This is a genomic window from Parabacteroides caeci (assembly GCF_023656795.1).
In the GTDB taxonomy this organism is placed as follows: domain Bacteria; phylum Bacteroidota; class Bacteroidia; order Bacteroidales; family Tannerellaceae; genus Parabacteroides; species Parabacteroides segnis.
On the sequence record NZ_JAMOKT010000022.1, the window covers coordinates 20,149 to 36,706 of the forward strand.

Genomic DNA, 16,558 nt, shown 5'->3' on the forward strand with positions numbered 1-16,558 from the left:
ATGCAAAAGTAATAAAAAAGTGCCTTCTGATGACGTTTGTGTAGTTAAAAGCATTACTTTTGTAACTTGTAATTAGTTGAAAACGAAAAAGAATGGATAAAGTAAGTTACGCACTTGGCTTAAGTATCGGAAATAATTTCCAGAACTCGGGCATTAATGATCTTCAGATTGAAGACTTTGTGAAAGGATTGAAAGATATTTTAGGTGGTCAGACCCCGGAAATCAGTTATGACGAAGCTAAGCAGGTGATCAACGATTACTTCATGAAGCTGCAAAAAGAAAAATTTGAAATAAATAAGAAAGCCGGAGAGGAATTCCTGAATATCAATAAAGGAAAAGCAGGTGTAGTTACCCTGCCCAGCGGATTGCAATATCAGGTACTTCAGAAAGGTGAAGGTCCTAAACCGACTGCTTCTGACAAGGTGAAATGTCATTATCACGGAACATTAATCAACGGAACAGTGTTTGATAGTTCGGTACAGCGTGGTGAACCGGCTGTATTCGGTGTATCACAGGTAATCCCGGGATGGGTGGAAGCATTGCAGTTAATGCCGGTAGGATCTAAATGGAGACTGTTTATCCCGTCAGACCTGGCTTATGGCGAACATGGAGCAGGAGAAGCTATCGAACCGAACAGTGCATTGGTTTTTGATGTTGAATTGTTAGACATAGTAAAATAATTTATAGAGAAAAATGAAAAAGATTAATGTTTTAGCTGCTACAGCGATTGTAGCTTTAGGCATTGCTGCCACTTCTTGTGATTCTAAGCCAAGTGCAAATTTGAAATCGGCAGTAGATAGCGCAAGTTATGCTATCGGTGTTTCTACCGGTGCCGGTTATAAAGAAAATTTGAAAACATTACCTGGCGGCGAAGCCAATATCGATGCACTGATCGCAGGTTTTGTTCAGGCTATTAAAGGTGATTCTACAAAGATGACTCCGGAACAGGCTCAGACTTATCTGAACACTTACTTTGTAGAAGCTCAGGCTAAAGATGCTCAGAAGACTAAGGAAGAAGGCGAAAAGTTCCTGGCTGAAAACAAGACTAAGGAAGGTGTTATCACAACAGAAAGCGGTTTGCAGTATAAAGTGGAAAAAGAAGGTACAGGTGCAAAACCGGCAAAAGAAGATAAAGTAAAAGTACACTACACTGGTACACTGTTAGACGGTACTGAATTCGACAGTTCTGTTACTCGTGGCGAACCTGCTGAATTTAATGTTGACCGTGTAATTCCAGGATGGACTGAAATTCTGCAGATCATGCCGGTAGGTTCTAAATATGTGATCTGGGTTCCTTCTGAACTGGCTTATGGAGAACACGGAACTCGTGGTATCAAACCGAACAGCGTTCTGAAATTTGAAGTGGAATTATTGGATATCGTTAAAGACGATCAGAAAAAGTAATATCTCATTTTGTAGATAAAGAGGCGGGTAAATTATGCTAAAAAGCATTATTTGCCCGCTTTTATTATTTATTTGCTACTTTTTTCTTTCAGAATGATAGATTGTTGAAAATAATTATATACTTTTGATATATAAATAAAAAGAGCGTATAATAAAGCGATAGTAGAAATGGAGAAAATAGACAAACTGGACCGGCAGATATTGAACATTATTTCAAAGAATGCCAGGATCCCTTTCAAGGATGTAGCTGAAGAGTGTGGTGTGTCGCGTGCAGCCATCCATCAACGGGTACAGCGCATGATTGATATGAATGTGATCGTTGGGTCGGGTTATCATATTAATCCTAAGATTCTGGGATATAATACCTGTACGTATATCGGTGTGAAGCTGGAACGCGGTTCTATGTATAAAGACGTTGTGCCTGAGTTTGAGAAGATACCCGAAGTGGTTGAGTGTCATTTTACAACAGGTCCTTATACAATGCTGATCAAGTTATATGCCCGTGATAATGAACATCTGATGGAATTGCTGAATACAAAGATTCAGGAGATACCGGGAGTTACTGCTACAGAGACTTTGATTTCTTTACGTCAAAGTGTTAAGCGTGAAATTCCTATCTGTAACGTAAACGAATAAATTAGTTTAAAAAATAATGGCCCGGCCTCTTGATGAGTTGCCGGGCTTTTTTATATCCAAGGCAATTACTACTTTTGTAGAGTTGAGTTATATGATCCCATGAAAAAATATATAGGACTGTTTGTTTTGCTATGCTGTTTTTCTTCGTGGCTTACTGCCGGAGAAAGTTACTGTTTTCGTGTCTATTTGAAAGATAAAGGCGATTCCGGCTTTACAGTGGAAGAACCGGAGGCTTTCCTGTCGAAAGAATCCATTCAGCGGCGTAAAAAGGCGGGAACGCCGGTCACCGCTTCCGATCTTCCCATTGCGCATGCTTATCTGGATACATTGGTCGCTACCGGCGCTGAACCGGTGGTACAGAGTAAATGGCTTTCTACCGTAGTTGTGACCAGTAAAGACAGTACAGTTGTCGACCGTCTGAAAAACCTGACGATGGTCGACTCAGTAAAATGGGTATGGAAAGGGCATGATGTGACTCCGGCCCAGGAAGATGATCAGGAGATCCGTCTTTCTCCCTCTGATGCTCCTTTGAAAGAGAAATACGGATATGCTGAAAGGCAGATCAAAATGCTGAATGGAATCAAACTGCATGATGCCGGCTTTCGTGGGGAAGGGATGCGTGTGGCAGTGATAGATGCCGGCTTCCAGAATGTAGACCGTATCTGCGTTTTCGATTCCCTGCAATTGATCGGGACGCATAATGTGATTTATCCGGGCCGCAGTGTGTATGAAGCAGACGACCATGGGACAAAGGTTCTGTCTTGTATGGCAGCCAATATGCCCGGGATCATGGTCGGGACAGCTCCCAAAGCGTCTTATTTGCTTATAAAAAGCGAAGACAGCGATTCCGAGTACCCAATAGAAGAAGACTATTGGGCGGCGGCTGTTGAATATGCCGATAGTGTAGGAGTCGATGTGATCTCTTCTTCATTAGGTTATTTCGCTTTTGATGCAGATGAATTATCTTACGATCAGTCCGCCCTGGACGGAAAGAGTTCTTTGATCAGCCAGGCGGCACATATCGCAGCACAAAAGGGGATCCTGATGTTTTGCAGTGCCGGAAATGAAGGAAACGGCAGTTGGGGGAAAATTACTTTCCCTTCCGATGCATCGGATATTCTGACGGTTGGGTCTATTACAGAAGATAAAAAGAAAAGTATTTTCAGTTCGGTAGGATTTACTGCCGATTACCGGGTGAAACCGGATGTGGTGGCATTAGGGTCGGGTAGTTGTGTGATCGATCCACAAGGAAATGTACGTTATGCCAGCGGAACATCTTTTGCAACTCCTATACTGGCGGGATTGGGCGTCTGTCTGTGGCAGGCGTTGCCGGAGCTGAGTAATAAGGAAGTCATTGCTTTATTACAGCAGGTTTCCAGCCAGTTCAAACAGCCTGATGCTGAATTGGGGTATGGTATCCCGAATATATATAAAGCCTATAAGAAAGGAATGCAGTATGCCAGGACTGAACATTAATCCGGAATATATGGGCGAAGAACGCAGGGAACTGTCTTTGCTGGAATTGAATAACCTGGTGCGCGGTGCAGTCAGTGAGGCTTTCCCCGGCACTTGCTGGGTTCGTGCGGAGATGAGTGATGTACGGACGAATGCTTCTTCCGGGCATTGCTATCTGGAGTTTATTGAAAAAAATCCTATAACCGGGCAATTGGTTGCCAGGGCACGCGGCTCGATATGGGCTAAAACGTTCCGGATGCTGAAGCCTTACTTTGAGATGGAGACGGGGCAGTTGTTTGCTTCCGGGCTGAAAGTACTGGTGAAAGTATCGGTCGAATTTCATGAACTGTATGGATACAGCCTGACGGTGTTGGATATCGATCCTGCTTATACATTGGGGGATATGCTGAGAAAGCGGATGGAGATTATCCGCCAGTTGAAGGAAGAGGGCGTATTTACATTGAATAAAGAATTACCGTTCCCCGTCCTGCCTAAACGTATTGCTGTTATTACTTCCCCGACGGCTGCCGGGTATGAGGATTTCTTGAATCAGCTGGCAAATAATAAAGCGGGCTATCCGTTTTATCCGAAATTATTTCCCGCCCTGATGCAGGGGGAGAGAACGGAAGAGTCTGTCATCGCGGCGCTGGACCGTATTTACCATCATATCGATTGTTTCGACGTGGTGGTCATTATCCGCGGCGGTGGTTCAACTTCTGATCTGAATAGTTTCGACTCCTATCTGCTGGCGGCAAATTGTGCCCAGTTCCCGTTGCCGGTGATAACTGGTATCGGTCATGAGCGCGATGATACCATTCTGGATATGGTGGCACATACGCGGATGAAAACGCCGACTGCCGTAGCCGAATTTCTGATCGGCCGTATGGATGCAGCGGCGGAAGAACTGGAAGACCTTCAGCAGGAGGTGAGCGAACTGGCAAGCACGATCTTATTGAAACAAAAAAACTTCCTGCAATTGCTGGGTGCACGTTTACCAGTGATTGTCACGAACAGGATCGAGCGTAACCGTTCTTTCCTGCAGATGGCAGGCAATAAACTTCCGGCTTCCGCTTCGGCTATGTTGCTCCGCCGTCGTTCAACGCTTGAAAGTCTGCAAATGCAGTTGCAGAACCGTGCTGCTTCGCGCCTGGCGGAAGGCACGCGGTTTATTCAGTTGACGGAGCAGTTCATTAAAATGGCATCTCCCGATTATGTATTGAAGCGTGGTTATAGCTTGTCCCTGAAAGATGGTAAAATCATCAAACATGCAACCGATCTGAATCCCGGCGATGAACTGGTGACCCGGTTTGCGGATGGGGATGTGAAGAGTATCGTTAAAAACGCAAAGTGAATCAAAATACCGTTTGTATTTTGATTACTTTTGCAATAAGTTAATAATTGAAGGATATATTATGGCAATACCTGTGAATTTAGAGGATCTTCTACAAAAAAATAAAGTAGAATCTAACCGTATCGAGTTTAAAGAGGGTTGGAATCCTGATCGGATTTACAGAAGTATTTGTGCCTTTGCCAATGATTTTGACAATATAGGAGGTGGTTATATCCTGATAGGTGTAGAAGAAGAAAATGGAGTTGCTAAACGTCCGGTTAAAGGTTTACCGGTTGAACAGTTAGATAAGATACAGAGGGAGATTCTTCAATTTAATAATTTAATGCAGCCGGTTTATTTTCCTAAACTATTTATAGAAGAGGTGGATGGTGGATATATTGCTGTTGTTTGGGCAATGGCAGGCCAGGGACGTCCTTATAAATGTCCGGAATATATAACTCAAAAAAATAAGATATATCAATATTATATTCGATATGGTTCAAATTCCATTATTGCGAAAGGTGAAATGGAAACGGAACTTATAAGTTTGTCTAATCAAACACCTTTTGACGATCGTCCTAATCATAAAGCAACTTTAGATGATCTTTCTTTTATTTTAATAAGAGATTATCTGGTGAAAGTAAAAAGTAGATTGGCTTCGCGGCTGTCTGATTATACTTTAAAAGAGATATTGGACCGTATGGATCTTCTATCTGGGACTGCAGAACATTGGTATATAAAAAATTTGGCGTTAATGATGTTCTGTGATACTCCGGAAAAATTCTTTCCTTATACACAAATTGATATTGTTATTTTTCCAGAGGGAAAAGTTGTGAACCCAGATAACTTCATAGAAGTACCGGCTATAAAGGGACCTGTACCTTATATGATTACAACTGCACTTAATTATTTGCGGACTCATGTGATTAAAGAAAAAATTATAAAACTGAGGCAAAAGGAAGAAGCTGTCCGGTTTTTTAATTATCCTTATCAGGCGCTGGAAGAAGCTGTGGTAAATGCACTTTATCACCGGGATTACCAGATACAAGAACCTGTTGAGATTACAATAGAGCCTAATCGCATTTCTATTTTGAGCTATTCTGGTCCTGACCGCTCAATTAGCATGGATGCCATCTTTAAAGCTGAAAATTTGCGTTCAAGAAGATATAAGAATCGGCGGTTAGGTGATTATCTTAAAGAACTGGAACTGACGGAGGGTAGAGGGACTGGTATTCCTACTATTCAAAAAGAACTGAGAGATAATGGTTCTACTCCCGCCATTTTGGAAACAGATGAGGGGCGCAGTTATTTTTTAATAGATATACCTTGTCATCCGGAATTCCAGTCAGGTCAAATGGAAGAAATTTATATAGAAGATAAGTTAAAAGAAGTCGTAAAAAGGGTGCTTACAGCTCTATCTGAAAAGGAAATGAGCCGATCAGAGATTTTGGGTATGATTGAAGTTCCTGATAATTGGTATTATAAAGGAATATATTTGAATCCACTTCTCTCCAACAAATTAATAAAATCTTCGCAGGAGAAGAAAAAATCTCCCAAGCAGTCCTATATGATAACAAGGAAAGGATTGGATTATTTAGACAGATTATAAACTTGCAAGTTATTTGTAAGTTGTTTGCAAGTTATTGCTTTGAAAAACAATCGAATAGATGTATTTATTCTAAGCTTGCAATTATTTATGTTTGCAAGTTAAGTGCAAATGAAATATATAAGAATATGACAAAGAAAGAAGAAACATACAATGAAGCGGTAGAGAAACTCCGTAAAATTGTGGCCGATATAGAGAACGGTGATCTGGATGTGGATGTCCTTTCAGAAAAGGTGAAGGAGGCTACCCGGCTGATTAAGTTGTGTAAGGAGAAACTGTATAAGGTAGACGAAGAAGTCAAAAAGGTATTGGAGGAACTGGAGTAATGCACAAATATGTATTGATCGTGGCCGGAGGGAAAGGTCTCCGGATGGGAGGCGATCTGCCTAAACAGTTCATTCCGCTGGAAGGTAAACCGATCCTGATGCATACGCTGGAAGCCTTCCATCGCTGGGATAATGCGGCAGAATTGCTGCTGGTCCTTCCCGAAGATCACCAGCCTTACTGGAATATGCTTTGCCGGGAGATCGGGTGTAAGGCGCCTCACCGGATAGCGAATGGCGGTGAGACCCGGTTTCATTCCGTTCGGAACGGATTACAATTCCTTTCGGAAGAAATTGGAAATGCATCCGGACGAAATGAAAAAGTCTTGATCGCGGTACATGACGGTGTACGTCCGTTTGTCTCTCCCGAAGTAATCTGTGCCTGTTTTGATGAGGCAGAAAAAAGCGGTGCTGCTATTCCGGTTATGCCGATGATCGACTCGTTGCGTGAAACCGATGAAAACGGTTCGCATCCGGTAGACCGTAGCTGTTATGTAGCTGTACAGACACCGCAGGTTTTTCGCAGTGATATTTTGCTGGAAGCATACGAACAACCGTTCACATCTCTTTTCACGGATGACGCTTCGGTTGTTGAGGCTGCCGGAGTACCGGTCCGGTTGGTAACCGGCAACCGTGAGAATATCAAAATAACGACCCCGTTCGATCTGCTGATAGCACAGGGATTGCTTCTTAATCAGTCTCAAAACAATATTTTCCGGAAGACACCTCCATAACCGCATAACCATCCTGTATCCCGTTGTACTTAACGCCTTTTGCCTGTTTGATGCCGGAGCGGCATTCTTTTACCGTCTTTCCGGAAATAACCGGCAGATAGACTGTGGCACGGCTTCCAACAGGTATTTCAACGTCCATTTTGAACGTATTATTTTGTTTTTCCCAACTCACAGCCGCCTGTCCGAAAGGGGTACGGGTAGAGTAGGAAGCATAGTTGATCGCTTTAGGAGGATAAGGTTTTATGATGATGTGTTTATAGCCGGGTTCCTGTTGGTCGCTATTCAGTCCTGCCATCTTCCTGTAAAACCAGGTAAAGCCGCCACCGAACATCGGGTGGTTGCGAGAGTTGTTGCCGTTCCATTCTTCCCAGGTGGTAGTGGCTCCCTGTGAAATCCACCATCCGTAACCAGGCATATCCTTTTTATTCATTGCTTCGTAGGCCAGTTCGTTCATTCCGTTGTCTGCCAATGTCTCAAAAAAGAACTGAGTACCGAAAATACCTGTGTATAAGTGTCCGTTATGGGCGCGCACTTCTTCCCGTACCGTTTCCTGTACATCTTTCTTTACTTCATCCGGAACTCCCATTACCAGAGCGAAGATATTGCTGCCCGAAGGACCATATGTTTTAGTCACCGGATTATAGAAACGTTTGTGGAAAGCCTGCCGTGTTTTCTCTGCCAGAGCGGAGAAAAGGCTTGCATCCTTTTTCTCTCCCAGTGCTGATGCCGCTTTTGCCGTAAGATCGGCACAACGCCAGAGATAGAATGTATGAACCAGGTCTTTCGGAGGAAATCCGTCTGCCGGGCACCATTCTCCCAGGTTGTGCCATTCGCTGACGTTTCCGTTGCTTTTTATCTGCGAAAGCATGATGCCGTCGGAATCTACCCAGGTTTGCATGTACCGGAGCTGTTCTTTCATTCCGGTGTAATTGGCAGCCAGCAAATCTTTATCTGCATAATGCAGATAAAACTCCCACGGCATAATGTTCATAGCTGCTCCCCATGCCACGCCGCCTCCGCAGCCGGGCTGCCAGGGTGCACCGTTCGGAACATAACCGGTCGCTTTATTCTGGGCAAGCAATATGTCTTTGATCCATTTGGTATATAAAGCTGCGGCATCATAGTTGTGCATGACAGTGACGCAAGCCACCTGTCCGTCGCCGGTATAGGCAGAACGTTCCCGATGGGGACAGTCGCTGATAATACTGCCGTGTGAGTTGTCTGTCAGGCTTCGTCTCCATATCTTATTGATCTGGTTGAAAAGAGGGTTCGAGCATTCGAAATGTCCGGTCGTTTCAATTTCCGTATATACGGCTTCTGCTGTCAGGTTATCCTCCCGGAGTTCACCCGGCCAGTTGATGATCTCCGCTTCCCGGAAAACAAACCAGGTGAAGCGGGCGGCATACGATTCCGGTCCGCCGCCTTTCATTGTGTAAGAGTTTGATCCGTTGGGTGATTCACAGATATAACGTATCTCTACCTTTCTGCCTGCCTCTCCCTGCATATTGTGCAGATGTACCCAGCCGGATATTTCTTCTCCGAAATCGACTTTATAATTTCCGTTTTCCAATCGTGTGATCTTTTTCGGTTTCAAGACTTCCATTACCTTGTCGGAATGAGACATCTGTGCCTGTAGTTCACCTTCCGGCGCTTTCCGTACGACGGCAGACTCCCATCCGTCAGCTGGTTTGTCCGGCGAACACCAATCCGGCTGTTCCAACCGGGCGTCATAATGTTCTCCCTGGTAAATTCCATCTAAGACAATGGCGCTACGCGATACTTTCCAGGAAGTGTCCGATGTGATGACCTCCTCGCTGCCGTCGGTGTAGCCGATATGTAACTGCGCGATCAGACGTGGCGATCCGTAGGGCATCGTCCAGCTTAGTGCCGCATTATAGAAGCCGTTACCTAACAGGCAGCCGAGTGCATTTTTACCTTGTTTCAACGCTTCTTTCAGGTCGTAGCAGAGATAGAGTACATTATAGCCTCTGAAATTATCGTCGAGGGTCACACGGGTTACATCCAGGTCGTCCCGTTTCCCATAATTGGTCTGGTTGGGGACCAGAACGTCGTTGCCGACTTTTTCTCCGTTCAGATATAATTCAAAATAACCCAATCCGCAGATATAGATTTTTGCTGAAGCTATTTCTTTGGAAACGGTAAAATCTTTTCGGAAGAGTGGGGCAGGGGGAAGTGTTTTGTCTGCTGATTTTGCCGTGGCTTCTTCGCCTTGCCAGGGGGCACCGATCCATTGTGCTTTCCATTCATCGGCATTCAGCAATCCCATATTCCAGCGGGCAGGTTCACTCCAGTCCGATATTTTTCCGTTGGCATCCCAAACACGGACTTGCCACCAGCATTCCTGTCTCGATTGTAGCGGCTTTCCTTCGTAACGAACCAGAAAGGACTGGCTGCTTTTTTTCTTACCACTGTCCCAAAGGTCGGCCTGTTCCTTTTTCAGTTTATCGGCCGATGAAGCAACCCGTATCTGATAGGCGGTCTGCTGTTGTCCTCGTTCGCCGGGAGCGGCTGTATTGATCCACGACAACCGGGGATGCCGGGCATCTATAACGGAGGGATCGACCAGATATTCACAGGTGAGCCTGACAGGAGTAAGAGTTGCATTTGCTGTCAAAACAAAAAGAAATGACAAAAGAATTGAAATACCGGACTTAAGTTTCATATTGACAAAGTTTAGTTTCACATGGATTAGGACAAATGTATATGATTTTTGTCGATGCTCAAATAGTGAACTTGTACTTGTGTCAGATTTGACAAGAAAATTATCAAAATCCAAAACTATACCGACTGTCGATAGGGCGGCAAGGTTTGTGCTTGTTAATAAAAAGTATCATACAAAATGTATCATACAAAATGTATGATAAAAAAGTGTATATTTGTAATTAATAAAACTTATGCAATATGGCTTTTAGTAGTGTAAATCCTTTTCCAATAACAGGTTATATCGGTAAATCCTTTTTCTGTGATCGGGAATATGAATTAATGACTTTAAAAAAACAGGTCGAAAATAATATAAATACGACGCTTATCTCTCTGCGAAGATTGGGAAAATCGTCGTTAATACATCGTTTGTTTGAGGATTTGAGAGTTGATAACACTTGTCATTGTATATATGTAGACATATATCCTACACAGAATTTGAAAGAATTTACGGAAAATCTGTCACAAGCCATTTTGCAACAAATTCCGGAACACAAAAGTTTCGGAAAGCGTTTTCTTGATTTGTTGAAGGGATTTCATCCGGTCATTTCGTATGACCCTTTGACTGGGGCACCAGAAGTTAGTTTTGGGTTTACTGAGATGAAAACTACAGAAAAGACACTTACCGGTATATTTCAGTTCTTGGAAAACGAAGCTCAGCAGGCAGTAGTCGCAATTGACGAGTTTCAGCAAGTTGCTAATTATCCGGAGGTAAATACAGAAGCATTACTTCGTTCACGGATACAGAACCTGCAGAAGACACGATTTATTTTTAGTGGAAGTAACAAACATATGATGGCAGAAATATTTAATAGTGCCAAGCGCCCGTTTTTTTCAAGTACACAAATGATGTATTTGAATCCTATTTCGCAGGATGCATATTATACTTTTATAAAAAATAAGTTTGAAGAGGGTGGGAAAAAAATAGATGACGAAGCGATCGGTTTCATTCTCGAATGGACGAGGCTACATACTTATTACACACAGGTTATTTGTAATAACACGTATGCTTTACCGTTAAAAAATATCCGTTTGGAAGATGTCAAGCAGGTTTGCAGTAATCTTTTATTATCTCAGCAAGCCACTTATGTTCAATACCGTCAGTTGTTAAGTCCTGTGCAATGGCAACTTTTGATTGCGATCGCCAAAGAAGGAAAAGTGTATCAGCCTCAGTCTAAGACATTCATACAGAAATATAAGATAGGAACACCTGCTAATTCCAAACGAGCACTCGATGCTTTGCTGGAAAAGGAAATGATTTACCGGGAGGAAGATGTTCGTGATTTATGGTACCAGGTATATGATGTATTTCTGTCCCGCTGGCTTGAATTGACTTTTTGATAGTATGTCTAAATGTTTACCCTTAATGGAGCTGGCGTCAAGACTTGTCAACAAGGGGGTAAATGGGGATAGAAGAATTATCAAAATGTAAAATAAGGTCTCTTATCAGTGAGTTGTATGGGGGCTTTATAGGGGACATGAATTTTTACTCGTTTTATTCGTTATAAGTGAATATCATTATTTTTATATTTACTTGGTGTGGGTGTCTTTATGATTTTGTTTGTGACGCATATGTAGGGATTGGTAGGGTGAATGGTATTATCTGTGTGAATTTGCTGTTTGAATTTTGTATGTATTATTGCTCTTTCTGGAAAGAAAAACTGTTTTTTAACATGTATTTGTGCATGAAAAAGAATGCTCTAAAAGCGCTTTTTTCGACTGCAATCAATAAAAAACTCGTTTTAAACGGAGTTCAACTTCATTTAAAACGAAAAAAATTTTGCTTTAAACGGAGTTGAAATTTGTTTTAAGTGAATAGTTTGAATTGATATTGGCTAATTATATGTTAAATAGTGTATTTATTTCCATTCTATTTTGTCCGTTTTGTGAAAAATGGCGGATATGAAATTTGTGCAAAATGCATTATTCTGATATTGGTTAGGTAAAAAGGATGTCTTTTTGATAATAGGGAAATTCTGATTGGTGTTTTTATTTTGAATATACTTGCTGTTAATTTGTGCATTAAATATTTAATTCGGATATTGCAGTTCGAATAACACACAAGTATTGATATGAAAAACGCCATATTACTATTTATCCTTTTCTGTTTGTTCTTTTCCTGTAAAAGTAACAATGAAATTAATTTAAAGATAAAGGAGGCGGAAGAATTGATTCGGACTGAACAGCCGGATAGTGCTTTTGCCTTGTTGGAAAGTATTACCAATCCGGAGGTGTTGAGTGATAAGGTCTTTGCTCATTTCTGCATGGTTTCTGCCGGTTTATCCGAACAGTTGGGTGAAGACATGCCGTTCGTGCCGCAAATGGAGCGAGCAAATGATTATTACGAAAAGCATGGTTCTCCGGAAGATAAGATGAATAGCTTACTGTATCTGGGGATGGCTTACGAGGGAGAGACCGATTATGAATGGGCGATGAAATCCTATCTGAGCGCGGTAGAGTTGGCGAAAAGAGCAAAAAACTATCGGCTGGTGGGGAAATTGTATAATAAGATGGCTCAGTTACATGATTTTGATGACAATTACGAAGAAGCGAAATATTGCCATCAGCTAAGTGGGGAATGTTACCTGAAAGGGAATGATAGTGTGAATTATATTTATTCGATTCGGGATATAGGATGGATACATCTATTGAAAGAAGAATATGACGAGGCTTTGGAATATCATCAGAAAGCGTATCGGTTGGCTTTACTCCTGGGTGATTCGTTAGTGTTAAGTTCTTTGACGAATCGATTGGGAATTAATTATGAAAAAATGAAAAACTATGCATTGGCAGAAAAATTTTTATTTCAATCGATTGCTTATGATGAGGCGGGTAGTGCACCGACTTATTTGTCATTGGCTGCTTTATATACGAATATGGGTGAATATGATAAAGCTCGTGCGTATATAGAGAAGACTGTTTTGCATAAAACGGCTAAGCGCCCTTTGACCGGTGGTATATTGTATCAATCGTATATGTTGGAAAAAGAATTGGGTAATTATAGTTTGGCTTTAGATTATTATGAGCGTTTTAACCATATTGCTGATTCTGTAGCTGAATTGCAATCGCAAATGGACTTGTTGAAGGTGGAAAAGCGATATGAGTATGCAGAGGTATTGAATCGGAATACTATTTTGGAATTAAAGTATTCTCGAAATATTATTGGGGGAATTTTGTTGTTGATATTTATTCTTATTGTTTTTTATATTTATAAGAAAAGATTAGATAAGGCAAATGAAAAATTGAAAAAGGAACAAGAGGAATTTGTTAAAAAAATGCAAGAAAAAGAGTTGAAGGTGCAAGGCTTAAGCAAACAAGTCTTGAGCATTCGAGAGGGTATATTGGAAAATACGGAAACATATAAAAAGATCATGCAGAATGCTTGTTCGGTAGAGGAGGCTAAAAAGAATCCGTTGACGAATGAGGACTGGTTGTCGTTGTACGGATCATTAAAAATAACTTATCCGTTTTTCATGGATGGATTGGAACAGCAACTCCCTGGGTTGACAGAGGAGGAAAGGCATTTTTGTTGTTTGTTGAAGTTAGGGTTGGACAACCAGCAATTGGCAATCTTTCTGGATATACAATCTACTTCGGTCGATCGCAGGCGTTATCGGATCCGTAAAAAGGGGAAATTTGAAAATACACAAACAACATTGGAAGAGTTGATTGCTGCGCTTTAGAGATCTCTTTAAGATAGGTGAAAGACCCTCTGTACATATATTGTTGTATGTACAGAGGGTCTTTGTTTATTGATAATCAATTCGTTATACGCTTGTCGCGGTAAAGTGGCCTGTACATGTGTTTGCCGCTTAAAGGTCTTGTGTCCTAGTTTTATCTCTCTACTTTTGCCATAGATTATAAAACACAAAAGAAATGAAAAGATGTTTGTTAGTTGCGATGTTGCTCTGCGTAACAATTGCAGGTTTTGCAAAAAGGGAGAAGATCTATTTAAATGATAGACGTCGTTCTTTAATGCCTCCGATCGAAGCCTATATTGATGGGCAGGTATTAGAGTTGGGAATTTCAGACGAGTTAAAGACATTGGATATAGTAATAGAAGATGTTGCAGGAAATATAGTTTTTGACTCTTCTATTGAAGGATATAGTAGAACCATTCCTTTGGAGTTGGATTTGAAAAAAGGAACCTATATCATTATTGTTCTTAGTGATGAGTATAAACTATGGGGAAATTTTTCTATAGAATAGAATTATTATTGTATTATTAATTATATAAATTACATTTTATGAATAAGTTAATTATGTTTATTGGTACATGTTTGTTTTCATGTGCATTATTTTCTTGTGGAGAAAATAGCGTTTTAGAAGAAGTTGATAATAGTGGTGATGCTCCACAGACTAAATCATCAGTAGATGTCCCTTGCTATGTTCAAGGAGATGGTTCGCTTTGTTTTAGAAGTACAAAAGATTATTTTGCTGTAACTGACTCGCTTATTAAGTTAACAGATCAGGAGTTAAATAATTGGGAAAAGACAATGGGATTTGTGTCTTATCGATCCTATGTGAATAAATTCGTTAATGAGGTAGAAGAAGCATATAACGATGAGGATTTTGATAAATTCGATCAATTATTAAATAAGTATGCTGAATATATTTATTTGGATACAGACAGTCTTGTTAAGCCGGTTATTAAATCAAAGACTTATCAGTGTATTACAAATAAAGATGGTGTGTTTTACTTAGGAGATGTGAAAAATGTAGTAGATGAGACTTCTGTTTATTCTATAGGGAAAGAACGTTCTATGTCTCCAAGAATTTCTTATGTAATGACTGGGAATGCAAGAGAAGTAACCGATGTTATTGGATATAAAGAATATAGTTATAAAAAAGCAGACTATACAAAGATGGTAATTACATCATGTTCGTTACTTAGAAATGTAGTGTTAACTGATACTCAGGGGACAAATGAGGCTTGTATACAATTCCATATTTTTGTTGATGGAAAAAGGAAAAAGGGAAGTTGGAAGCATTATTCAACATCGTATGCCGTGGAGCAAATAGAATGTGTATTTAAAAACATACCTTTAACTGTTAATGAGGATCAAACATTAAAATCGATTGGTGACTTTGAACTTTCTCATCCCGGGTTGGATGAGGCTGATGTATCTGATAATCACACATTTGTGTATAATTTAGGTTTAAGTGTTAGGAATTATACGAAACCTGTCCAACATGCAGCTTGCATACATTATAAGGCAATAACCGGAGGTACAAATCCGGAAGGTCTCGGTTACAATTATGCGAATGGAAAATATGGTATGGATGAAGACCATAATGCTGGTAATTGTGCTAAAAAAGTATGTGATGAGCATGACAATGTACATTCTGGAGAATGATTAATTCAGTATACTGAAATTGTATGAAAACAAAATTTTACATCATGCTTGTACTAATTCTTTTTAGTGCAGCAAAAATGAGTGCTCAATTTCGTTTGGGGGCAGAAATTGGAATGAATGTTTCTTCTTTGGCTATTATTGCCAATTCACATAACGTAGATGTTACAGGAGGAGTTTCTGTCGACTATTTGTTTAAGAATGGAGTTATGCTACAATCCGGATTATCTTATTCGAGTAAAGGTGCTTCCGGATTATGGGATCGATATAATTATTCGTCTGTATTAAGGCATGCTAATATCCATTTGGGGTATCTTGAGATTCCTTTAATGGTCGGTTATCGGATTCCTTTAATGGAAAAGGTACATTTGGTGCCTTCTATTGGAACATACTTTGCCTGTGGTGTAGTTGGTTCTGGTGATCTTGATATTATTGTTTCAGATGAAAGTGGAAGTACTCGCCCCGCTGAAACCTGGGATAATCCATTTAAAGACTTTAAAAAAGAAGGATTTGTAGATACGGAAATCAAAGCATTTGATCGTTTTGACTCCGGACTGCGTTTTGGACTGTCTGGTGAAATATCTGATTTTGTCATTTCTTTTGCTTATGATCTGGGACTAAAGAAAGTATGGTCTGGTTTTGATACTCCAAGTTATAAAACTTCAACTCATAAGATGAAAAACAGAACAGCCAGTATTTCTGTTGGTTATAAATTCTCTTTGTAAGAGAAATCTGTTTTATATCAAAGGAGGTGCCAAAAGTCTGTTTTGTCATGGCGGACTTGATCCGCCAACTCATACTACACTGATTATAGCGCTTAGTATGCGATCCTGGGTCAAGCCCGGGATGACAGGATCGTGACTTTTGACACACTTTCTTACTTTTGACAGAAAAATCTATATCTCTTTATTTTCTTAATGTGTATGTGCTTTTTCTGTGTGATTAATCGATAAGTTTAAAACTTATTCTTAGTTTTGCAAACGAAGGAATATTTG

At 40.7% G+C, this 16,558-nt stretch carries 14 protein-coding genes; 13 read left to right on the forward strand and 1 reads right to left on the reverse strand.

The window, feature by feature from the left end; all coding sequences use genetic code 11:
• Positions 1-92 precede the first annotated feature (92 nt).
• The 8 genes from bamJ (NBH15_RS12610) (at position 93) to NBH15_RS12645 (ending at position 7,488) form a co-directional block, all read left to right on the forward strand.
• A complete protein-coding gene (gene bamJ / locus NBH15_RS12610; RefSeq protein WP_007655777.1) occupies positions 93-680 on the forward strand; it encodes a BamJ family beta-barrel-assembly machinery protein in 588 nt (195 codons plus the stop codon).
• Between the two features lie 13 nt (positions 681-693).
• Positions 694-1,404: a BamJ family beta-barrel-assembly machinery protein gene (gene bamJ, locus NBH15_RS12615; RefSeq protein WP_128133112.1), complete on the forward strand. Its 711-nt coding sequence runs from the start codon at positions 694-696 to the stop codon at positions 1,402-1,404.
• 168 nt (positions 1,405-1,572) lie between these two features.
• Positions 1,573-2,040, forward strand: a complete 468-nt coding sequence (locus tag NBH15_RS12620; protein ID WP_007655775.1) for an Lrp/AsnC family transcriptional regulator — start codon at positions 1,573-1,575, stop codon at positions 2,038-2,040.
• 99 nt (positions 2,041-2,139) lie between these two features.
• A complete protein-coding gene (locus tag NBH15_RS12625; RefSeq protein ID WP_128133111.1) occupies positions 2,140-3,516 on the forward strand; it encodes a S8 family peptidase in 1,377 nt (458 codons plus the stop codon).
• Complete coding sequence (gene xseA, locus NBH15_RS12630) at positions 3,497-4,846, forward strand: exodeoxyribonuclease VII large subunit (protein WP_250822790.1); 1,350 nt, start codon at positions 3,497-3,499, stop codon at positions 4,844-4,846. The genes NBH15_RS12625 and xseA overlap by 20 nt, the downstream gene beginning before the upstream one ends.
• A 61-nt stretch (positions 4,847-4,907) precedes the next feature.
• Complete coding sequence (locus NBH15_RS12635) at positions 4,908-6,434, forward strand: RNA/DNA-binding domain-containing protein (RefSeq protein WP_250822791.1); 1,527 nt, start codon at positions 4,908-4,910, stop codon at positions 6,432-6,434.
• Between the two features lie 125 nt (positions 6,435-6,559).
• Positions 6,560-6,757 (forward strand): exodeoxyribonuclease VII small subunit, encoded by a 198-nt coding sequence (gene xseB, locus NBH15_RS12640; RefSeq protein ID WP_007655765.1) that lies wholly within the window; start codon positions 6,560-6,562, stop codon positions 6,755-6,757.
• Positions 6,757-7,488 carry a 2-C-methyl-D-erythritol 4-phosphate cytidylyltransferase gene (locus NBH15_RS12645; RefSeq protein WP_128133109.1) on the forward strand — a complete coding sequence of 244 codons (732 nt, stop codon included), beginning with the start codon at positions 6,757-6,759 and terminating at the stop codon, positions 7,486-7,488. The genes xseB and NBH15_RS12645 overlap by 1 nt, the downstream gene beginning before the upstream one ends.
• Here the strand turns inward: NBH15_RS12645 and NBH15_RS12650 are convergent.
• Positions 7,445-10,171 carry a family 78 glycoside hydrolase catalytic domain gene (locus NBH15_RS12650; RefSeq protein ID WP_250822792.1) on the reverse strand — a complete coding sequence of 909 codons (2,727 nt, stop codon included), beginning with the start codon at positions 10,169-10,171 and terminating at the stop codon, positions 7,445-7,447. The two genes, NBH15_RS12645 and NBH15_RS12650, sit on opposite strands and share 44 nt — an antisense overlap.
• Before the next feature lie 239 nt (positions 10,172-10,410).
• Here NBH15_RS12650 and NBH15_RS12655 point away from each other — a divergent pair, with 239 nt between their 5' ends.
• The 5 genes from NBH15_RS12655 to NBH15_RS12675 all read left to right on the forward strand — a co-directional run bounded on the left by NBH15_RS12655 (position 10,411) and on the right by NBH15_RS12675 (position 16,288).
• Entirely contained in the window at positions 10,411-11,550 is a 1,140-nt protein-coding gene (locus tag NBH15_RS12655; protein ID WP_007655762.1) for an AAA family ATPase, read from the forward strand.
• A gap of 731 nt (positions 11,551-12,281) precedes the next feature.
• Positions 12,282-13,892: a tetratricopeptide repeat protein gene (locus tag NBH15_RS12660; protein WP_250822793.1), complete on the forward strand. Its 1,611-nt coding sequence runs from the start codon at positions 12,282-12,284 to the stop codon at positions 13,890-13,892.
• 193 nt (positions 13,893-14,085) lie between these two features.
• Positions 14,086-14,418, forward strand: coding sequence for a DUF3244 domain-containing protein (locus NBH15_RS12665; RefSeq protein ID WP_082150349.1), 333 nt, complete (start codon positions 14,086-14,088; stop codon positions 14,416-14,418).
• A gap of 38 nt (positions 14,419-14,456) precedes the next feature.
• Complete coding sequence (locus NBH15_RS12670) at positions 14,457-15,566, forward strand: DUF4848 domain-containing protein (protein WP_128133108.1); 1,110 nt, start codon at positions 14,457-14,459, stop codon at positions 15,564-15,566.
• 23 nt (positions 15,567-15,589) lie between these two features.
• Positions 15,590-16,288, forward strand: coding sequence for a porin family protein (locus NBH15_RS12675; protein WP_082150348.1), 699 nt, complete (start codon positions 15,590-15,592; stop codon positions 16,286-16,288).
• The last annotated feature ends 270 nt before the right edge of the window (positions 16,289-16,558 follow it).